The sequence below is a fragment of the Janthinobacterium sp. YR213 genome (assembly GCF_900099875.1).
GTDB lineage: Bacteria > Pseudomonadota > Gammaproteobacteria > Burkholderiales > Burkholderiaceae_D > Janthinobacterium > Janthinobacterium lividum.
The window spans coordinates 1-20,578 of record NZ_FNDA01000010.1 but is presented as its reverse complement, the minus strand read 5'-3'; the positions used below and the strand labels follow the sequence as shown (position 1 = coordinate 20,578).

18 protein-coding genes and 2 tRNA genes are annotated in these 20,578 nt (G+C 61.4%); 15 read left to right on the top strand and 5 right to left on the bottom strand.

Translation table 11 applies throughout. The annotated features are described in order from the left end of the window. Nucleotides 1-2 precede the first annotated feature (2 nt). Nucleotides 3-956, bottom strand: a complete 954-nt coding sequence (gene trxB / locus BLT98_RS28315) for a thioredoxin-disulfide reductase (RefSeq protein ID WP_034786153.1) — start codon at nucleotides 954-956, stop codon at nucleotides 3-5. A 216-nt stretch (nucleotides 957-1,172) separates the two neighbouring features. Between trxB and BLT98_RS28310 the strand changes: the two genes are divergently transcribed. The 3 genes from BLT98_RS28310 (at nucleotide 1,173) to BLT98_RS28300 (ending at nucleotide 5,588) form a co-directional block, all read left to right on the top strand. Further along, entirely contained in the window at nucleotides 1,173-3,533 is a 2,361-nt protein-coding gene (locus BLT98_RS28310) for a DNA translocase FtsK (RefSeq protein ID WP_092613696.1), read from the top strand. Nucleotides 3,534-3,538: 5 nt separating this feature from the next. After that, on the top strand, nucleotides 3,539-4,195 hold the full coding sequence (lolA, locus tag BLT98_RS28305; protein WP_034786149.1) for an outer membrane lipoprotein chaperone LolA: 657 nt from the start codon (nucleotides 3,539-3,541) through the stop codon (nucleotides 4,193-4,195). 73 nt (nucleotides 4,196-4,268) lie between these two features. Further along, nucleotides 4,269-5,588, top strand: coding sequence for a replication-associated recombination protein A (locus BLT98_RS28300; protein WP_092613692.1), 1,320 nt, complete (start codon nucleotides 4,269-4,271; stop codon nucleotides 5,586-5,588). Nucleotides 5,589-5,590: 2 nt separating this feature from the next. On the opposite strand, the gene BLT98_RS28295 is transcribed toward BLT98_RS28300, so the two are convergent. Together BLT98_RS28295 and BLT98_RS28290 are read right to left on the bottom strand one after the other, a co-directional pair. Beyond that, nucleotides 5,591-6,331: an NAD-dependent epimerase/dehydratase family protein gene (locus BLT98_RS28295; protein ID WP_092613690.1), complete on the bottom strand. Its 741-nt coding sequence runs from the start codon at nucleotides 6,329-6,331 to the stop codon at nucleotides 5,591-5,593. After that, on the bottom strand, nucleotides 6,328-6,618 hold the full coding sequence (locus BLT98_RS28290; protein ID WP_170846521.1) for a DUF2917 domain-containing protein: 291 nt from the start codon (nucleotides 6,616-6,618) through the stop codon (nucleotides 6,328-6,330). Before BLT98_RS28290 ends, BLT98_RS28295 begins: the two co-directional genes overlap by 4 nt. Before the next feature lie 180 nt (nucleotides 6,619-6,798). Between BLT98_RS28290 and BLT98_RS28285 the strand changes: the two genes are divergently transcribed. From BLT98_RS28285 to BLT98_RS28265, 5 genes are all read left to right on the top strand, one after another. Further along, nucleotides 6,799-8,220 (top strand): aminotransferase-like domain-containing protein, encoded by a 1,422-nt coding sequence (locus BLT98_RS28285; protein ID WP_070255271.1) that lies wholly within the window; start codon nucleotides 6,799-6,801, stop codon nucleotides 8,218-8,220. 149 nt (nucleotides 8,221-8,369) lie between these two features. After that, entirely contained in the window at nucleotides 8,370-8,573 is a 204-nt protein-coding gene (locus BLT98_RS28280; protein ID WP_034786145.1) for a hypothetical protein, read from the top strand. A 147-nt stretch (nucleotides 8,574-8,720) separates the two neighbouring features. Beyond that, nucleotides 8,721-10,010 (top strand): serine--tRNA ligase, encoded by a 1,290-nt coding sequence (serS, locus tag BLT98_RS28275; protein ID WP_092613686.1) that lies wholly within the window; start codon nucleotides 8,721-8,723, stop codon nucleotides 10,008-10,010. A 76-nt stretch (nucleotides 10,011-10,086) separates the two neighbouring features. Beyond that, nucleotides 10,087-10,176, top strand: a tRNA-Ser gene (locus BLT98_RS28270). A gap of 346 nt (nucleotides 10,177-10,522) precedes the next feature. Further along, a tRNA-Ser gene (locus BLT98_RS28265) sits at nucleotides 10,523-10,612 on the top strand. A 163-nt stretch (nucleotides 10,613-10,775) separates the two neighbouring features. Here BLT98_RS28265 and BLT98_RS28260 read toward each other — a convergent pair. Further along, nucleotides 10,776-11,438, bottom strand: coding sequence for a hypothetical protein (locus BLT98_RS28260; protein WP_092613684.1), 663 nt, complete (start codon nucleotides 11,436-11,438; stop codon nucleotides 10,776-10,778). Between the two features lie 123 nt (nucleotides 11,439-11,561). Between BLT98_RS28260 and hisC the strand changes: the two genes are divergently transcribed. Then, nucleotides 11,562-12,620, top strand: a complete 1,059-nt coding sequence (gene hisC, locus BLT98_RS28255) for a histidinol-phosphate transaminase (protein WP_092613682.1) — start codon at nucleotides 11,562-11,564, stop codon at nucleotides 12,618-12,620. Nucleotides 12,621-12,668: 48 nt separating this feature from the next. Here hisC and BLT98_RS28250 read toward each other — a convergent pair whose 3' ends face one another. Continuing rightward, nucleotides 12,669-13,322, bottom strand: coding sequence for a PEP-CTERM sorting domain-containing protein (locus BLT98_RS28250; RefSeq protein WP_230522696.1), 654 nt, complete (start codon nucleotides 13,320-13,322; stop codon nucleotides 12,669-12,671). A gap of 259 nt (nucleotides 13,323-13,581) precedes the next feature. On the opposite strand from BLT98_RS28250, the gene BLT98_RS28245 reads away from it, so the two are divergent. The 6 genes from BLT98_RS28245 to xsc all read left to right on the top strand — a co-directional run. After that, nucleotides 13,582-14,451, top strand: coding sequence for an NAD(P)-dependent oxidoreductase (locus tag BLT98_RS28245; RefSeq protein WP_070278732.1), 870 nt, complete (start codon nucleotides 13,582-13,584; stop codon nucleotides 14,449-14,451). 204 nt (nucleotides 14,452-14,655) lie between these two features. Then, nucleotides 14,656-15,720 (top strand): YeiH family protein, encoded by a 1,065-nt coding sequence (locus BLT98_RS28240; RefSeq protein ID WP_092613680.1) that lies wholly within the window; start codon nucleotides 14,656-14,658, stop codon nucleotides 15,718-15,720. Nucleotides 15,721-15,736: 16 nt separating this feature from the next. Then, nucleotides 15,737-17,041, top strand: coding sequence for a D-amino acid dehydrogenase (locus BLT98_RS28235; RefSeq protein ID WP_092613678.1), 1,305 nt, complete (start codon nucleotides 15,737-15,739; stop codon nucleotides 17,039-17,041). Continuing rightward, entirely contained in the window at nucleotides 17,038-17,862 is an 825-nt protein-coding gene (locus BLT98_RS28230; RefSeq protein ID WP_092613676.1) for a thiazole synthase, read from the top strand. Before BLT98_RS28235 ends, BLT98_RS28230 begins: the two co-directional genes overlap by 4 nt. 70 nt (nucleotides 17,863-17,932) lie before the next feature. After that, nucleotides 17,933-18,943, top strand: coding sequence for a porin (locus BLT98_RS28225; protein WP_092613674.1), 1,011 nt, complete (start codon nucleotides 17,933-17,935; stop codon nucleotides 18,941-18,943). 226 nt (nucleotides 18,944-19,169) lie between these two features. Next, a partial coding sequence (gene xsc / locus BLT98_RS28220; RefSeq protein WP_092613672.1) for a sulfoacetaldehyde acetyltransferase occupies nucleotides 19,170-20,578 on the top strand: 1,409 nt, incomplete at its 3' end.

Genomic DNA, 20,578 nt, shown 5'->3' with positions numbered 1-20,578 from the left:
GCTTACTCCTGGCCTTCCAGGTAGCGCTGGGCGTCCAGTGCTGCCATGCAACCCGTGCCGGCGCTGGTGATGGCCTGGCGGTAGATGTGGTCTTGCACGTCGCCAGCCGCAAACACGCCCGGCGCGCTGGTGGCGGTGGCCATGCCTTCCAGGCCCGTCTTGGTCTTGATGTAGCCGTTGTGCATTTCCAGCTGGCCTTCGAAGATGCCCGTGTTCGGCTTGTGGCCGATGGCGATGAACACGCCGTGCACGCTCAACGCTTCGACCTTGCCGTCGATGGTCGACTTGATGTTCAGGCCCGTCACGCCGCCTTCGTTGCCCGTCACTTCGTCCAGGGTGTGGTTATATTTCAACACAATCTTGCCTTCGGCAACCTTGGCGTTCAGGCGGTCGATCAAAATCGCTTCGGCGCGGAACTTGTCGCGGCGGTGGATCAGCGTGACTTTATTGGCGATGTTCGACAGGTACAGCGCTTCCTCGACGGCCGTGTTGCCGCCGCCGACGACAGCCACTTCCTGGTTGCGGTAGAAGAAACCATCGCAGGTGGCGCAGGCGGACACGCCCTTGCCCATGAATTCCGCTTCCGATGGCAGGCCCAGGTATTGCGCGGACGCGCCTGTGGCGATGATCAGCGTGTCACACGTGTATTCGTGGCTGTCGCCCTTCAGGCGGATCGGTTTTTCATTCAGGAAGGTGGTGTGGATGTGGTCAAACACGATTTCCGTATTGAAACGCTCGGCGTGCTGCAACAGGCGCTGCATCAGGTCCGGACCTTGCACGCCCATCGGATCGCCAGGCCAGTTTTCCACGTCGGTGGTGGTCATCAATTGACCGCCTTGTTCCACGCCGGTGACCAGCATCGGGTTCAGGTTGGCGCGGGCGGCGTAGACGGCGGCGCTGTAGCCGGCTGGGCCGGAGCCGAGGATCAAAACGCGGGCGTGTTTGGTAGTGGTCATAATGAGGCTTCTCTATGAGTGGGGTCTATCCGAATTGGGGGCATACGCGCGAAGAACAAGGGCGTATTGCGCTTGTGCAAGCAATCCACGATTATAGACCAAGCCGCCTGTAGCGACGAATCGTGGGGCCGTCCGGGGCATATATGGCTTAGAATACTTCCTTATTATGGGAAATTCCCTTTCAGAAACATTTATCACCTTGCAGCGCTTCCCAGAATGACTAAACCAGCCCAGGCCAATCAAAATAGCTACACCCGAAAACCGGTCGAACGCCGGCCCTTGCCCAACCGGCTGGTGCGGCTGCTGTCCGAGGCGCGCTGGTTCGCGCTGGCCGCGTTTGCCCTGTATTTCGTGCTGATACTGGCCAGCTTCAACAAGCTCGACCCCGGCTGGTCGCATGCCACCAACGTCGACAAGGTGGCCAACCTGGGCGGCAAGCTCGGTGCGACCTTTTCCGATCTGTTGCTGTATATCTTTGGTTTTTCCGCCTGGTGGTGGTGCGTGTGGCTGCTGCGCACGGTGTGGCATGGGTACCGGCGCTTGAGCCGCCGCTTCCTGCTGGAAGAGGAAGAGGTGGAGCGCGAACACCATGTCGAGATGCTGATCCGCATCGTCGGCTTCTCCATCATGCTGATCGGCAGCATGGGCCTGGAATACCTGCGCATGGCAAAGAGCCTGCACGTGCAGCTGCCGCGCGATCCGGGCGGCGTGCTGGGCCAGCTGGTGGGGCACTCTGCGCACGTGGCCTTCGGTTTTACGGGCGCGACCTTGCTGCTGTTGCTGCTGTTCGGCCTGGGTTTCAGTCTGTTCTTCCATGTGTCCTGGCTGCAAGTGGCCGAGCGCATCGGCGGCGCCATCGAAGACGCCTTCAACTGGTTCGTGCTGCGCTACCAGGACCGCGAAGACCGCCGCCAGGGCGAAGTGGCCGCCGTGCGCCGCGACGAAGTGGTGGTGATCGAGCGGGCCAAGCACGTGGAGAAACATGTGGCCGCGCCACCCGTGAAGATCGAGCCGCAGGTTGTGACGGTGGTGAAATCGGAGCGCGTGGAAAAGGAACGCCAGGCGCATCTGTTTGAAACCCCTGGCGACGGCAAGCTGCCGCCGCTGTCCTTGCTCGATGAAGCGCCGCCCGTGGTGGAAACAGTCTCCGTGGAAACCCTGGAGTTTACTAGCCGCCTGATCGAAAAGAAATTGTCCGACTTTGGCGTGGATGCCAAGGTAGTGGCCGCTTACCCCGGCCCGGTGGTGACGCGCTATGAAATCGAGCCGGCCACGGGCGTCAAGGGTAGTCAGATCGTCGGCCTGGCGCGCGACCTGGCCCGTTCGCTGTCCTTGACGTCGATCAGGGTGGTGGAAACCATTCCCGGCAAGAACTATATGGCGCTGGAACTGCCGAATAGTAAACGCCAGATCGTGCGCCTGACGGAAATCCTCGGCTCCAAGGTCTACAACGATGGCGTGTCCAGCCTGACGATTGCGCTGGGCAAGGATATCGCCGGCAAGCCCGTCGTGGCGGATCTGGCCAAGATGCCCCACTTGCTGGTGGCCGGCACCACCGGTTCCGGTAAGTCGGTCGGTATCAATGCGACGATTTTGTCGCTGCTGTACAAGTCCGATCCGCTCGACGTGCGCCTGATCCTGATCGATCCGAAGATGCTGGAAATGTCCGTGTATGAAGGCATTCCGCACTTGCTGGCGCCCGTCGTGACGGACATGCGCCAGGCTGGCCATGCGCTGAACTGGGCCGTGAACGAGATGGAACGCCGCTACAAGCTGATGAGCAAGATGGGCGTGCGTAACCTGGCCGGCTATAACGCGAAGATTGCCGATGCGAAAAAGCGCGAAGAACATATCCCGAATCCGTTCAGCCTGACGCCGGATTCGCCGGAGCCTCTGGAAAAACTGCCGACCATCGTCATCATCATCGATGAGCTGGCCGATCTGATGATGGTGGTGGGTAAAAAAGTCGAGGAATTGATCGCGCGTATCGCGCAAAAGGCGCGCGCCGCCGGCTTGCACTTGATTCTGGCCACGCAGCGCCCATCTGTAGACGTGATCACGGGTTTGATCAAGGCGAACATTCCCACGCGTATCGCCTTCCAGGTCTCGTCGAAGATCGACTCGCGCACCATTCTCGACCAGATGGGCGCGGAAACCCTGCTGGGCATGGGTGACATGTTGTACATGCCGCCCGGCACCGGCTTGCCGATGCGCGTTCACGGTGCGTTTGTTTCCGATGAAGAAGTCCACCGCGTTGTCAGCCATCTCAAGCTGCAGGGCGAACCGAATTACATCGAGGGCATCCTCGAAGGCGGCACCCTGGAAGGCGATGGCGCCGAAGGCGGCGCGCCGGGCGAGGGCGGCGGCGAGGCCGATGCCCTGTACGACCAGGCGGTGGCGGTGGTGCTGAAAAACCGCCGCGCCTCGATTTCGCTGGTGCAGCGTCACTTGCGCATCGGCTACAACCGCGCCGCCCGTCTGCTTGAGCAGATGGAGCAGAGCGGGGTGGTCTCAACCATGCAATCCAATGGCAACCGGGAAATCCTGGTGCCGGCGGCCAGTAGTGAACAAGGGTAAACAGAATGAAGAACACGACTTTCGCAGCAAAAATGATGATCGGCGCAGCCAGCGTTGCCTGCAGCCTGCTGTTCGCGGCCAGCGCCTCGGCCAGCGCCCTCGAGCAATTCAAGAGCTTTGCGGCCGGCACCAAGTCGGCCAAGGGCGAGTTCGTGCAGCGGCAAGTCAAGAAGGCGGATGCCAGCGGCAAGGCGAAAGTGTCGACGCCGGCCAGCGGCACGTTCGAGTTTGCCCGTCCGGGCAAGTTCATCTGGACGTATCTGAAGCCGTACGAGCAGCTGCTGCAAGCGGACGGCGACAAGCTGTACATCTACGACAAGGACTTGAGCCAGGTGACGGTGAAGAAACTGGGCGACGCGCTCGGCTCCTCGCCGGCCGCGATTTTGTTCGGCAGCAATGACCTGGAAAAGAATTTCACCCTGGCTGAAGCGGGCACGCGCGATGGCCTGGAATGGCTGAAGGCCACGCCGAAAGCCAAGGACACGACGTTTGATGAAATCACCATCGGCTTGCGCAACGGCGTGCCGGAAGCGATGGAGTTGCGCGATTCGTTCGGCCAGACGTCGGTGCTGGCGTTCAAGAACTTCCAGAAAAATCCGGCGCTTTCGGCCAATCACTTTAAATTTGTCATGCCCAAGGGCGCCGACGTCATTAATAATTAAGACTGTCGCGCCTTGCGTATGAGCCGGCCTCGCAGCAATGCGGGGCTTTTGCATTCCTATTAGGTAACTCATTATGGCGGATCTCTTTTCCACCGCACCGCGCCAGCCGCTGGCTGAAGCCTTGCGGCCGGCCACCCTGAACGAAGTCATCGGCCAGACGCACCTGCTGGGCGTGGGCAAGCCGCTGCGCCTGGCGTTCGAGGCGGGCAAGGCCCATTCGATGATCTTGTGGGGACCGCCCGGCGTGGGCAAGACGACCCTGGCGCGCCTGATGGCGAACGCCTTCGACAGCGAATTCATCGCCTTGTCGGCCGTGTTTGCTGGCGTGAAAGATATCCGTGCAGCCATGGACCAGGCCCGCCACAGCCTGGACCAGTTCGGCAAGCACACCCTGCTGTTCGTCGACGAAATCCACAGATTCAACAAATCGCAGCAGGACGCCTTGCTGCCTTTCGTCGAATCGGGCCTGGTGACCTTCATTGGCGCCACGACGGAAAACCCCAGCTTTGAAGTGAACTCGGCGCTGCTGTCGCGCGCGCAAGTGTATGTATTGAAATCGCTCAACGAAGACGAGATGAAGCAGTTGCTGGCCAAGGCGCAAAGTTCCGCGCTGACGCACCTGACCTTCGACGAGGCGGCCGCCGATACCCTGATCGGCTACGCGGATGGCGATGCGCGCCGCTTCCTGAATTTGCTGGAACAGGCCGAGACAGCCGCCAGCTCGACGGGCACGACGAAGATCGACGCGGCCTTTGTCGACAATGCGCTGACCCTCAATTCACGCCGCTTCGACAAGGGTGGCGACAATTTCTATGATCAGATTTCCGCACTGCATAAATCCGTGCGCGGCTCGAACCCGGACGCGGCCCTGTACTGGTTTTGCCGCATGATCGACGGCGGCGCGGACCCGCGCTACCTGTCGCGGCGGATCGTGCGCATGGCCTGGGAAGACATCGGCCTGGCCGATCCCCGTGCCTTGACCATGGTCAATGACGCGGCGGAAACGTATGAACGCCTCGGTTCGCCGGAAGGCGAGCTGGCGCTGGGCCAAGCCGTGATTTACCTGGCGATTGCCGCGAAAAGCAATGCCGGCTATAACGCGTTCAATACGGCCATGGCTTTCGTCAAGAAAGATAAATCGAAGGAAGTGCCCGTGCACTTGCGCAATGCACCGACGAAGCTGATGAAGGAACTGGGCTACGGCCACGCCTACCGCTATGCGCACGACGAGCCCGATGCCTACGCGGCCGGCGAAACCTATTTTCCGGATGGCATGGCGGAACCGGGCTGGTATCAGCCCGTGCCGCGCGGCCTGGAAAGCAAGATCGCCGATAAATTGGCCTGGCTGCGCGAGCTGGACCGCAAAGCGGGAAAACCAGCCGGCAAGGGCTGAGGCTACAAACCCAGCAAGGTAAAACCGTCATCCTGCGGCGCGTAGCCCACCAGCTGGCGCGTCGCCGCGATGGACAGCCGCTTGTAGCGGTTGTCCGACACGCCATGCACGACGTGGTAGCCGGGGGGCACGTCGGCGGCGATGCAGCGGGCCAGCAATTGCACCACGTCCCGTTCGCTGATGAAGGCGGCCACGTCGCGCGCGCTGTGCTGCTGGCCTGGCGCAAAGTTGGCCACATTGGCGATGCGCACGGCAATCGCCGTCATGCCATGCTGGTGCGCGAACGCGGAGGCCACGCCTTCGCCGAAGGCCTTGCTGGCGCCATACATGTTTGCGGGCCGCGCCGGCATGTCTTCCTGCACTTGCATGTCGAGCGGATAGCCTTCGATGGCTTGCGCGCTGCTGGCAAACACGACTCTTTTCACGCCCTGCGCCTGTGCCGCGCGGAAGATGTTGTGCGTGCCGAGGATATTCGGCTGCAGCAATTGCGCATCGAAATCGGCGCTGGCGTGCGGCACGCCGGCCAGGTGCAGCACCACGTCGATATCGGTGCAGGCGGCCAGGCAGGCGGCATAGTCGGCCACGTCGAGTTGAATGGATGGGCAGGGCGCTTCGGCCAGCTTGCCTGTGTGCAGGTCGGCCAGGCGCAGGGAGAATTCCCCGTGCCGGCTCTTCCAGAAAACGGTGCCGATAACGCCGGCGGCGCCCGTGACGAGGACGCGCAGTGGTGGTGCTTGAGTCATGTATTCCTAATATTCAAGGTGTGAGGCAGTGCCAGGCTCAGCCAGCGCAGCAGGGTAGGGCGGGGTGCGGCCGTGCCATGGACGCGGATGTGTCCGCTGCCCACGGCTTCGACCAGCACCAGGCCGTCATTCGGTATCGTATAGCGTTCGCCGCTGCGCAGCACGCAATCCTCGAACTGGGCGTAGGCCGTGATCCACGCCGTGCCGGACAGGCATTCGATGACCTTGGCATGCGCTTTTTCCAGGCGTAAAGGCCGTTCGCTGCGTAATTCGTGGTCGGTATGCATGGCATCGCTCCTGTTGTGCTGACAGGAACAGCTTAGGCCCTTGCGGTGAACCATGACAGATGCAGGAAAACGAAATTGTCATGAATACAGTGTCCCTTGTCGTAGACTGTGCTTATCAAAAAACTCGGCAACTGTATCTGTGCCGGCGACGCGCGGCAGCCGCATACTGAAAGGATGAACATGAGCGCGCATTTGAATCTGTACGAGCACCTGGCCAACGAGCTGGGCGCCTTGATCGACTCGCGCGTGTTCGCGCCCGGCGACCGCCTGCCGTCGATCCGCCACCTGGCGCAGCAAAAGCGCATCTCCATCAGTACCGTGATGCAAGCCTTGCGCCTGATGGAAGACCGGGGGCAGGTCGATGCGCGGCCCCAGTCCGGCTATTTCGTGCGCCACCGGGCGCCGCGCCGGCCCTGCAGTGCCGACGCCCAGCACCTGAAGGAGCCGGCCTTCGTCGGCATCAACAATCTGTTGATGCGCGTGCTGAAGGACAACGAGACGGCGAATATCGTGCAGCTGGGCACGGCCTGGCCGCCCGACGAGATACTGCCCATCAAGCGCATGCAGCGCACCATCAGCGCCGTGGCGCGGCGCGAACCCGCTTTATTGAGCAAGGTCAGCTGCTACGACGTCAGCGAAGGCAATTTCCTGCGCCAGGTTGCGCGCCGGGCGCTGGACTGGGGCAAGCTGGACCCGCAAGAGATCGTCGTGACGAATTCCTGCACGGAAGCGATCAGCCTGTGTCTGCGCGCTGTCGCCAAGCCGGGCGACACCATCGCCATCGAGTCGGCCACGTATTTCGTGCTGCTGCAGATGATCGAAAGCCTGGGCATGAAGGCGCTGGAAATTCCCACCGACCCGAAGACGGGGCCGTCGCTCGACGCGCTCGAGCTGGCCCTGCGTGCCGGCCTCGTGCAAGCGTGTCTGTTCGTGCCGAACGCAAATAATCCCCTGGGCTGCGTCATGCCGGAAGCAAACAAGAAACGGCTGGCGGGGCTGCTGTCGGAATTCAATATTCCGTTGGTGGAGGACGATGTGTATGGCGACCTGTGCTTTGCACCGCAGCGGCCGTGGCCCGTGAAAGCCTACGATACGAGCGGCAACGTTTTATTGTGCTCCTCGTTTTCCAAGGCCATCACGCCCGCGTCGCGCGTCGGCTACGTGCTGGCCGGGCGTTTCGCGCAGGAAGTGGCTTTGCTCAAAACCGTGTCGAGCGGTGCCACCAGCCATTTCTTCCAGGCCGTGCTGGCCGACTTTTTGGAAGGCAGCAGCTACGACCAGCAGCTGCGCAAGATGCGGCGCACCCTGGTGCAGCGCATCGCCCGCATGTCCGACGCCGTGGCGGCCAGCTTCCCGGCGGACTGCATGCTGTCCGAGCCGCAGGGCGGTTTCGTGCTGTGGGTGCAGATGCCGCCGCATATCGATGCGCTGGCCCTGCACGGCCAGGCCATCGCGGAAGGCGTGGCGTATATGCCGGGGCAGCTGTTCTCGGCCTCGGGCAAGTTCGGCAATTATCTGCGCCTTAATTGCGGCAATGCGTGGACGCCGCGCATCGAGCAGGCCATTGGCCGCCTGGGGCGTCTGGTCAAGGATGCCTTGTAACTATTCTCTGCGCTTCAGTCCCCGTTTTTCACCGTTCGCTCCCTGTTTTTCGCCGCTGGTCGCAAGCCGGTGGCGTTGTTCGCGGCCGTTGGCTAAAGTACCACCATACCAGCAGCAGTCAACGAAACAAACTAACCAGGAGTAACATCATGAACGCACTGAAAAACATGGAAATCACCTTTGTCGCCGCCGCCATCATCGCCATCGGCGCCAGCTTCGCCACCGCCGGCGCGAATACGGTGGAAGTGAGCGCCAGCAGCACCGTGATCGCTCAGGCTGCCGACAGTACGATGCCTGTCGTTACCGTCAGCGCCCGCCGCCTGACCGCTGCCGAAAAAGCCGCGTTCATTTAAGCAATAAGCCAAGCAGAAAATGTAAAGCGGGTGCGAGTGCCCGGCCATGCCGCCATGACGATGGTTGGCCATGTGCAAAACTCATAAAGAACTGAACGGGTCTTGGTACAATGAGTGCTTTCGATACATCGGCACCGCCATCCACCCATGATAGATATCCAACTTCTCCGTAAAGACATCGCCACCGTCGCAGAACGCCTGGCGACGCGCAAATTCCAGCTCGACGTGGCAGGTTTCAATGCCCTCGAAGCCGAACGCAAGGCGATCCAGACGCGCACCGAAGAGCTGCAGGGCAAGCGCAATGCGCTGTCCAAGCAAATCGGCATGTTGAAAGGCAAGGGGGAAGACACCTCGGCCGTGATGGCGCAAGTGGCCGGCCTGGGCGATGAATTGAAAGCCGATGAAACGGCCCTGAGCGTAGTGCAAGCCAAGCTGAGCGACTTCATCATGGCCGTGCCGAATTTGCCGCACGAATCGTCGCCTCTGGGTACGGACGAGTCGGGCAACGTGGAAGTGCGCAAGGTCGGCACGCCACGCACTTTTGACTTTGAAGTCAAGGATCACGTCGACGTGGGCGGCCCGCTGGGCCTCGATTTCGAAGTGGCCACCAAGCTGACCGGTTCGCGCTTCTCCGTCATGAAGGGCGGCATCGCCCGCCTGCACCGCGCGCTGGCGCAATTCATGCTCAACACCCATGTGGACGAGCACGGCTACACGGAATGCTATACCCCGTACATGGTCAATGCCGACTCGCTGCGCGGCACGGGCCAACTGCCGAAATTCGAAGCCGATCTGTTCTCGGTGAAAAAAGGCGGCGCGGAAGGCGAGGGCGAGACCTTCTACCTGATCCCGACGTCTGAAGTGTCGCTGACCAATATCGCGCGCGATGAAATCCTCGCGCTGGATCAACTGCCCCTGAAAATGACGGCCCATACGCCATGCTTCCGTTCGGAAGCGGGCAGCTATGGCCGCGACACGCGCGGCATGATCCGCCAGCACCAGTTCGACAAGGTGGAAATGGTGCAAGTGGTGCATCCGGACACGTCGTACCAGGTGCTCGATGAAATGGTCGGCCATGCGGAAACGATTTTGCAACGCCTGGGCCTGCCATACCGCGTGATGTCGCTGTGCACGGGCGACATGGGTTTCGGCGCCACCAAGACCTTCGACCTGGAAGTGTGGCTGCCGGCGCAAAACACCTATCGTGAAATCTCGTCCCTGTCGAACTGCGAAGCCTTCCAGGCCCGCCGCATGCAGGCGCGTTTCCGTAACGCCGCCGGCAAGCCGGAACTGGCCCACACCCTGAACGGCTCCGGCCTGGCAGTGGGACGCACCCTGGTGGCTGTGCTGGAAAACTACCAGCAGGCAGACGGCAGCGTCGAGATCCCGGCCGTGCTGCGCCCGTACATGGGTGGCCTGACGCATCTGAAGGCTTAAAATAGTCCTTTTCTTTTCGCCGCGGGCTGCTATAATCTTGCCTTCTCGCAGCAATGCGGGGAAGACCGCAGCAAATGGAGAGGTGGCAGAGTGGTCGAATGTACTTGACTCGAAATCAAGCGTACGTTAAATCGTACCGTGGGTTCGAATCCCACCCTCTCCGCCAGAACAAATAGAGAAAGCTCCCGCAAGGGAGCTTTTTTTATTTGTGGCGGCGGAAAGGAGCAAGGCGCCTGCGCGCCTTGCGCGTGGGATTCGAAGACGAGCGCGTATTCGCGCGAGGCTCCCCGAATCGTCAATTTGGTTTCACGCGTGCGCCAAGGTGGCGTCTACAAAGGCGAGCCGCGCCTTGTACGAGACTCCCCGAATCGACCAATTGGTTTTTTGGTTTGGCTACCAGCCCTCAGTTGCAAATCGCCAATAAAACCCCTACCCAACCCAACAATCCCCATGCTAAAATAGCGCCTCGTTCAGACAGGCACGCCAGTTTGAACGAATAGACCGCAGTAAACGGAGAGGTGGCAGAGTGGTCGAATGTACTTGACTCGAAATCAAGCGTACGTTAAATCGTACCGTGGGTTCGAATCCCACCCTCTCCGCCAGAATACATAAGAGAAGCTCCCGCAAGGGAGCTTTTTTTATACCCGCCACATGTGCAAGCCGCCAGCGCAATAAGGCAGGTAGAAAAAACCGCCCAAAGCGCGCAGCGCAAGGCGTTTTTTCCTCCATTCAGGCTTTGAAAGCCAGCGCTCCCACAAACGCAATCTAATGCACTAGCCTCGCCACCGCAAATGCGACGCCCGACATGGCAATGATCGTCCCCACACCCGACAGGATGACAGCCGACTTCGCCTCAGCCACATCGGACTTGGTCGCATAATTGGAGCGCACCACAGCGAGGTCCAGTTTCAAGCCACTGACATCCGTCTTGAGAACGCCGACATCGGTCTTGAGAGCAGTGACATCCGTTTTCAGGCCGGCAACGTCCACCTTGATGTCCGCAACATCGGTTTTCAAGTCCGCAACATCGACTTTGATGTTAGTCACATCGGCCTTTACATCCTTTACGTCCAGTTTCACACTGGCCATGTCCTTTCCCAGCGTGTTGACTTGCTCGTCCATGGCGCAATCCTCCGTGCTTGTCACTGCATGCTCCTCGCTTTTTTCACCGCTGTCAAACAGTGTCCCGAGGGTATCGCGCATGGCTTTGCCATTGCTTGCCAGGCGTTGCGCCAGCGCCGTCACGCGCTGCAAGTCGGCCATTCCTTTGCCCTGTAGCTGCTCCGTGGCAGTCTGCAATTCGACGGTGATCTGCTCGCTGAGACTGGCTGCGACCTGTAGCCACGCATCGATCTTGCGCTGGCGTGACTGTTGCGTCAGCGCGCCATGCCGCATTTGCGTATCGCTCAGCTTGTGCATGCTGTTCATGCTGCGTCCTCTTCACGTTGGGGCTGATGCCGCCCACGCTACTCCTCGCCGATACTGTCCGCCTTGACCCCGCTCACCCTATGGTAATCTACCGTATCCCCATCCTGTCCCCATACCCAAGCAATGAGCCGATTCTGGAGCAATATCGTCAGCGAGCTGACCCCCTACATCCCGGGCGAGCAACCCAAACTGCCCAACCTGGTCAAACTCAACACCAACGAAAATCCCTACGGTCCGTCGCCGCAGGTGCTCGCCGCACTGCGCGAAGCAGCCAGCGACAGCCTGCGCCTCTACCCTGATCCGTCCGCCAGCGAACTGAAGCAAACCCTGGCCGACTACCACGGCTTGAACAGCAATCAAGTGTTCGTCGGCAATGGCTCCGACGAAGTGCTGGCGCTGGCCTTCATGGCCTTGCTCAAGCACGATGCGCCGCTGCTGTTCCCGGACATCAGCTACAGCTTCTACCCCGTGTATTGCAAGCTGTACGGCATCGATTACCGCACGGTGGCGCTCGACGATGCCATGCGCATCCGTCCGGAAGACTACCAGGGGCCGTGTGGCGCCATCATCTTCCCGAATCCTAACGCCCCCACGGGCGTGGACTTGCCGCTGGCCGGCGTGGAAACCTTGCTGCGCGCCCATCCCGATGCCGTGGTGGTGGTCGATGAAGCGTATGTGGATTTCGGCGGCGAGAGCGCCGTGGCCCTGGTGGCGCGGTATCCGAACTTGCTGGTGGTGCAGACGTTCTCGAAATCGCGCTCGCTGGCCGGTTTGCGCGTGGGCTGTGCATTCGGGCATCCGGACTTGATCGAGGCGCTGGAAAGAGTGAAGAACAGTTTCAACTCGTATCCGCTGGACCGGCTGGCGCTGGCCGGGGCCGTCGCATCGCTGCACGACGAAGCGTATTTCCAGCAGACGCGCCAGGCCGTTATTGCCACCCGCGAGCAGCTGACGGCGGACTTGGCGGCGCTGGGCTTCGAGGTACTGCCCTCGGTGGCCAACTTTGTCTTTGCCAGTCATCCGCAGCATGACGCGGCGCAACTGGCCGCCGGCTTGCGTGCCCGCTCCGTGATCGTGCGCCACTTCAATGCGCCGCGCATCAGCCAGTATTTGCGCATCAGCATTGGTAATGTGGGCGAGTGCGCAGCCTTGATGGCGGCGTTGCGCGAGATATTGTCGTGATGGCAGGCCTGGTACGGCTGCCGGCAGCCGTACCAGGCGCCAGTTTGCTTACTGCTGGCTGACTCGGCGGCGGCGCGCCATGAAGCCGAGCAAGCCCAGGCCGCCCAGCAGCATGCCGTAAGTGGCTGGCTCCGGTACGGCCGACACGGACAGGTTATTGATGGTTGGCCAGATACCGATCTGTCCGGCTGTGCTGACGGACAGGTCGGAGAATGCGTCCGACGACACGAAGCCGATAAACGAAGCTTGCGTCGGCAGGGCCAGATCATAGCTGAGCAGCTCGCCCAGCGCATTGCGCGCTGTCAGTGTGATGCTCTGGCCATTGGCATATTCGCCGGCAAAGTTCGAGCCGAAGAAGAATCCCCCCACACCGCGTACGGCACTGGAAAAGTTGGAGAACACCACGCTGTCGTTGCGGTCGTTCGTACTCAGCCAGTTGTCGCTGCCCGTGCCTGCGCCATACAGGATGGGCGAGGCGCCAACGCTGCTGACCGTGTAGGCATAGCTGCCCGCGTTGCGGTTCAGCGGGCCGTCGAGCGCATCGATGGGTAAATCATCAAAGGTGTCGACGCCGGTATTGCCGACCGCTGCCAGATAGGCGGACTGGCTGGTAAACACCGTGATGTCTGCGTGTGCGGCGCTGGCGGCGAGCAGCAGGGCGGCGGCGCTCATGATTTTCAGGCGGGAGAATGCAGTTTGCAAGATCGACTCCTTCACAAGGGTTGGGAAAAGGATGCGGCAAAAGTTTACTTATTTATAATGCCAATTCAATATAATATTAACTAGAAAAAAATGCAATATAAAGTTCTTTATGATAATTTTCGTCTTGTATAGCTGAAAAGCGGATGTTTCCCAATCACCACTGCGTGTACGCCAAACGTCGCGTAGGGCCGCGCCATGCTGCCGCCACGGGCCATTTGTGCAACAATAATCGGATTCATTCATCGACAGGACGGACAATATGGCAAAAGTGGCATTCATCGGTTTGGGCGTCATGGGTTTCCCCATGGCAGGTCACCTGGCGGCGGGCGGGCACGACGTCACCGTGTACAACCGCAACCCGGCCCGCGCGGCCGCCTGGCTGGAACAGCACAAGGGCAGCAGCGCCGCCACGCCGGCTGCCGCGGCGGCGGGTGCCGAGTTCGTCTTTACCTGCATCGGCAACGATAACGACCTGTACCAGGTCATCCTGGAAGAGGGCGGCTTGCTGTCCGCCATGGCGCCGGGCAGCATCCTGATCGACCACACGACGGCCTCGGCCGAAGCGGCGCGCACCATCCACGCGGCGGCGAAAGAGCAGGGCGTGTTCTTCCTCGACGCGCCTGTGTCCGGCGGCCAGGCGGGCGCGGAAAACGGCAAGCTGACGGTGATGGCGGGCGGCGATGCCGAGGCGTATGCACGGGCCGAGCCCGTCATCGCCCTGTTCTCGCGCGCCGTCACCTACATGGGCGCTTCCGGTTCCGGCCAGCTGACGAAGATGGTCAACCAGATCTGCATCGCGGGCCTGGTGCAAGCCTTGAGCGAAGGCATCGCCTTTGCGGAAAACGCGGGCCTCGATGCGGCCCTGGTCGTCGACGTGATTTCCAAGGGCGCGGCGCAGTCGTGGCAGCTGGAAAACCGGGGCAAGACCATGATAGAGCGCAAGTTCGATTTCGGTTTTGCCGTCGACCTGATGCGCAAGGACCTCGGCATCTGCCTCGCCGAAGCCAAGCGCAACGGCAGCGACTTGCCCGTGACGACCTTGACGGACCAGTTCTATGGCGAAGTGCAACAGGCGGGCGGCAACCGCTTTGATACATCCAGCCTGATTACCCGCCTGAACAAAAAGTAATCGTTCAACGGCCTGCCACGGCGGCGCGTCCCTGCAAAGGGCCGCGCCGCTTGTCGTTTACGCCAGCATTAACCTTAAAACGTCAGTTTCCGGAACATTCGGTTTCGATTTTCATGGAAAAGCATGGACTTCGCTAGCTCATCGTGTATTATTAAAAAACGAGATGAAATGTCCCAATTTTTAAAACATTATGAGCGGACCCGCATGAAAACCAACTCCTCAGCGATAACACGCGTTGTCGACAAGAACATTCCCTACCTGTCTTCCGCCGTTGCCATCTGGCGTCCCCGCGCCGTGCTGCGCAGCTGGCCCGGCGTGGCCATCGCGCTGGTGATCGCCCTGTCAGCCACCTTTATTTCCAGCAATTACGGTGGTCCTCAGCTGCTGTATGCGCTGTTCTTCGGCCTGGCTTTCCACTTCCTCTCGTCCGACCCCACCTGCAAGCCCGGCATCGAGTTTTGCAGCAAGGTGCTGCTGCGCACGGGCGTGGCCCTGCTGGGCGCGCGTATCACCTTCAACCAGATCGCTTCCGTGGGCGTGACGCCGTTATTGATCGTCGTCGGCGGCCTGGTGGCAACTTTGGGCTTCGGCTACCTGCTGGCCAGGTGGCTGAAACGCCCCATCACGGAAGGCATCCTGTCGGGCGGTTCCGTGGCCATCTGTGGTGCCTCGGCCGCGCTGGCCATCTCGGCCGTGCTGCCGCAAACCAAGGAAAACGAAAAATTCACCTTGCTGACGGTGGTGGGCGTGACGTCGCTGTCGACCCTGGCCATGATCGTCTACCCGCTGCTGGTCAAGCTGCTGGGCTTTGATCCGACGGAAGCGGGCGTGTTCATCGGCGGCACGATTCATGACGTGGCGCAAGTGGTGGGCGCGGGCTATCTGGTCAGCAACCACACGGGCGACGTGGCCACCTTCGTCAAGCTGACGCGCGTCGCTTGCCTCGTGCCTGTCGTGCTGGGTCTGTCGATCCTGTTCAAGCGCAAGGACGGCAAGAGCGAAGTCGATGCGCCGCCGCTCGTGCCATTCTTCCTGATCGGCTTTGTGTGGCTCGTCATCACGAACAGCCTGGGCCTGATCCCGCAGGAAGTGAATGGCTGGATCAACAATGCCTCGCGCGCCTGCCTCGTCATCGCCATTGCCGCGCTGGGCGTGAAAACGTCGTTCCAGTCGCTGGCCTCGCTGGGCTGGCGTCCCGTGATCATGCTGGTGATGGAAACTGTGTGGATCGCCGCCTTTGTCGCCATCGCCGTGCTGCTGACGCGCTGATTCCAGGCCAGTTGCCATGAAGATCCTAGTCCTCGGCGCCGGCGTGGTCGGCACGGCATCGGCCTGGTATTTGCGCCAGGCTGGCCACGATGTGCGCGTGTTCGAGCGCCAGCCGGGCGCCGCGCAGGAAACCAGCTTCGGCAATGGCGGGCAGATTTCCGTCTCGCATGCGGAACCGTGGGCCAACCCTGCCACCCTGCGCAAGGTCGTGCGCTGGCTGGGCAAGGACGACGCGCCGCTGCTGTTCCGGCCCCGCCTCGATACGCTGCAATGGCAGTGGGCGCTGCACTACCTGCGCGAGTGCCTGCCGTCGCGCGTGTCGCGCAATATGCGGCAGATCGTCGCCCTGGCCGAGTACAGCCGGCAGAGCTTGCAAGCCCTGCGCCGCGAAACGGGTATCGAATATGACCACCTGGAGCGCGGCATTCTGCATTTCTATACGGACCAGCAGGAGTTCGATAAATCGCAGTCGGGCGCCGCCCTCTTGCGCGAGCTGGGCTGCCCGCGCAATACCGTCAGCGCCGATGAAGTGATACGGCTGGAACCGGCCCTGGCCCATGCCCGCCCGCACATCGTCGGCGGCGACTTTACGGCCAGCGACGAGTCGGGGGACGTGCATCTGTTTACCACGGCCTTGGCGGCCCGCGCCGCCGCTGCCGGCGTGGATTTTCAGTACGGCAGCACCGTGACGCGTTTGCTGGCGGATGGCGAACGCATCACAGGTGTGGAATGCATCGATGCGCAAGGGCGCCACCGCATCGAGCATGCGGACGCCGTGGTGGTGGCCATGGGCAGCTTTTCAGCGCCCTTGCTGCATCCGCTGGGCATGCGCTTGATGCTGTATCCGGGCAAAGGTTATTCCGCCACCTATCCGATTCTTGACACATCCGCCGCACCGACCGTCTCGCTGACGGACGATGGCCACAAGCTCGTGTTTTCGCGCCTGGGCGAACGCCTGCGCGTGGCGGGCACGTGCGAGCTGAACGGCTATACGCGGGAACTCAATCCCGTGCGCTGCGCCGCCATCACGCGCCGCGTGCAGGCGCTGTTCCCGCACGCCTGCGATTACAGCGACCCCGTCTACTGGGCCGGCCTGCGCCCCCTGACGCCTTCGAACGTGCCGTATATCGGCGCCACGCGCTACCGCCAGTTGTTCCTCAACACGGGCCACGGCACCCTGGGCTGGACCATGGGCTGCGGCGCGGGCAGGGCGATCGCCGACCTCGTGTCGGGACGCCGGCCGGAAGTCGATTTTGCGTTTTGCGGGGAGCCACCCCGGCCAGAGACCGCTTTGGTTCAACTTAGGAGAGCACCACGATGAGAGACGACGCCACCCCCAGCCAAGCACCCGGCGGCCTGACCTTGGCCGGCACCACCTACCAGTCGCGCCTGCTGGTGGGCACGGGCAAATACAAGGATTTCGAGGAAACGCGCCTGGCCATCGAAGAGAGCGGCGCCGAGATCGTCACCGTGACGATACGCAGGGTCAACATCGGCCAGGAAAAGGGCGAGCCGAACCTGCTCGACTTCATTCCGCCATCGAAATACACGATCCTGCCCAATACGGGCGGCTGCTACAACGCGCGCGACGCCGTCTATACCTTGCAGCTGGCGCGCGAGCTGCTGGGCGGCCACCCGCTGTGCAAGCTGGAAGTGCTCGGCGATGAAAAGACCCTGTTCCCGAACATGCCGGAAACCTTGAAGGCGGCCGAGGAGCTGGTGCGCGACGGCTTCCAGGTGATGGTGTATTGCAGCGACGACCCCATCCAGGCGCGCATGCTGGAAGACCTCGGCTGCATCGCCGTCATGCCGCTGGCGTCCCTGATCGGCTCGGGCATGGGCATTCTGAATCCGTGGAATCTGTCGCTGATCATCGAGCAAGCCCGCGTGCCCGTGCTGGTCGATGCAGGCGTGGGCACGGCATCAGACGCAGCCATCGCCATGGAACTCGGTTGCGACGGCATTTTGATGAATACCGCCATCGCGGCGGCGCGCGAACCGATACGCATGGCGCGCGCCATGAAACTGGCAGTGCAGGGCGGACGCGAGGCCTACCTGGCCGGACGCATGCCGAAAAGTATGACGCAGCCTGGCGCCATGCACGCCTCGCCGTCGTCGCCAATGGCCGGGCTGATCGCCTGAGCCAAGTTTGCAGCACCGTAGTTGATTATCGTTTCAAGCGTTTATAAAAACCACAATACCTGGAGATGACATGAAACACACACTCGTAGCGGCAGCCATCCTGGCCTCCTTCTTCGCTGGCAGCGCCAGCGCCCAATCGTCCGTCACCGTGTACGGCTTGCTCGACGCGGGCCTGACATCCGAACATGGCGGCGCGGACGGTTCCGTCACCAAGCTGGCCACCGGCGTGCAGTCGGGCAGCCGCATCGGCTTCAAGGGCACGGAAGACCTGGGCAATAATTTAAAGGCCAACTTCTTGCTGGAAAATGGCCTCGACGTGGATACTGGCGCCAACCGCCAGGGCGCCTTGTTCGGGCGCAAGGCCTACGTGGGCCTGTCGGGCGGCTTCGGCGCCGTGAACCTGGGCTTGCAGCACAACCCGCTGTTTACCGCGCTGGACAATATCGACCCCTTCGAGACGGGCATGACGGGCGCCTCGATCAACCTGATGAGCGTGGCCAGCCTGCGCACGAAAAACTCCATCATGTATGAAACGCCGAAGGTGAACGGCTTGTCGGCTGCCATCATGTATGGCTTGGGCGAAAAGCCGGACAGCAACACCCTGGGCCGCACCATCGACTTTTCCATCGACTACGCCAATGGCCCGCTGGTACTGACCCTGGCGCATGACAACCGCAAGGATACGCCGCTGAACACGGCGAAAGTGACCTTGCTGGGCGGCACCTATGACTTCGGTCCCGCCAAGCTGCACGCCGCGTATGAAACGGACAAGGATGATGCGGGCACGGATTTCCGCAACTACATGCTGGGTGCGTCGGCCCCTGTAGGCGCGGCGGGCAGCGTGATGGCGTCCTACATCAAGAAGGATGACCGCACGAATGCGCGCCGCGGCGGGCGCCAGCTGGCCATCGGCTATACCTATGCCTTGTCCAAGCGCACGAATCTGTATACCTCGTACGGCCGCATCAACAACGACGGCGCGGGCACCAATTTCGTTGGCGATGCCTCCAGCGGCGGCAGCGTGCCCTTGCCTGGGCATAACTCGAGCGCCTTTACGGCCGGCATGCGCCTGAAGTTCTAAGCGCGGCGCAGAAGGAGAACGATGGCGGCTTGTCTGTTGCGGATAAGCCGCCATTGTTGTTTCAGGAGTGGACCTAAGTCACGGATTCCGGATTCAGGAATGAAACAGTCCGATTTTTCATGAATTTTCATTGACAGCGCATTTCGCAACCGTTAAATTGAACACGTATTTCAAATATCGGAACAAAATATACCGATTTTTCATAAAACCGTAAGGAGACTGAGCCATGACCGATTTGTCCGACCAAAAAGCCGCCGCCGCAGCGATACCTGTGGGCCCGCAAAAGATGACGCCTTCCGAAGCGTTCGTGGAAACCCTGGCCGCCAATGGCGTGACCGATATGTTCGGCATCATGGGCTCGGCCTTCATGGACCCGATGGATATCTTTGCCCCGGCCGGCATCCGTTTGATTCCCGTCGTGCACGAGCAGGGCGCCGGCCACATGGCCGACGGCTATGCCCGCGTCTCGGGCCGCCATGGCGTCGTCATCGGCCAGAACGGCCCCGGCATCAGCAATTGCGTGACCGCCATCGCCGCCGCCTACTGGGCGCATACCCCGGTGGTCATCATTACCCCTGAGACGGGCACGATGAGCATGGGTCTGGGCGGTTTCCAGGAAGCGAACCAGCTGCCGATGTTCGAGGAATTCACGAAGTACCAGGGGCATGTGACGAATCCGGCCCGCATGGCTGAATTCACGGGCCGCTGCTTTGACCGCGCCATGTCGGAAATGGGACCGACGCAATTGAACATTCCGCGCGACTATTTCTATGGTGAAATCAAGGCGGAAATCCCGAAACCGAACCGCCTGGACCGCGGCGCCGGCGGCGAACAAAGCCTCAACGATGCGGCCGAGCTCCTGGCGAAAGCCAAGTTCCCCGTGATCATCTCGGGTGGCGGCGTCGTCATGGGCGAAGCCATCGAAGAGTGCAAGGCGCTGGCCGAACGCCTGGGCGCACCCGTCGTCAACAGCTATCTGCATAACGACTCGTTTCCCGCCAGCCATCCGCTGTGGTGCGGCCCGCTCGGCTACCAGGGTTCCAAGGCGGCCATGAAACTGATCGCCCAGGCCGACGTCGTCGTGGCCCTCGGTTCGCGCCTGGGACCGTTCGGCACCTTGCCGCAGCACGGCATGGATTACTGGCCGAAGAATGCCAAGATCATCCAGATCGACGCGGACAACAAGATGCTCGGTTTGGTCAAGAAAATTTCGGTGGGCATCTGCGGCGACGCCAAGGCGGCCGCCAAGGCGATTATTGCCCGCCTGGATGGCAAGACCCTCGATTGCGACGCCACGCGCGAAGAACGCTACGCCACCGTGCAAGCGGAAAAGGCCGCGTGGGAAGAGGAGCTGACCAACTGGACGCACGAGAAGGATGCGTACAGCCTGGACATGATCGAAGAGCAGAAGAAAGAGCCGGGCAATTACCTGCACCCGCGCCAGGTCTTGCGCGAGCTGGAAAAGGCGATGCCGGAAGACGTGATGGTGTCGACCGACATCGGCAACATCAACTCGGTGGCGAACAGCTATCTGCGCTTCGAAAAGCCGCGCAGCTTCTTTGCGGCGATGAGCTTTGGCAACTGCGGCTATGCCTTCCCGACCATCATCGGCGCCAAGGTTGCCGCACCGCACCG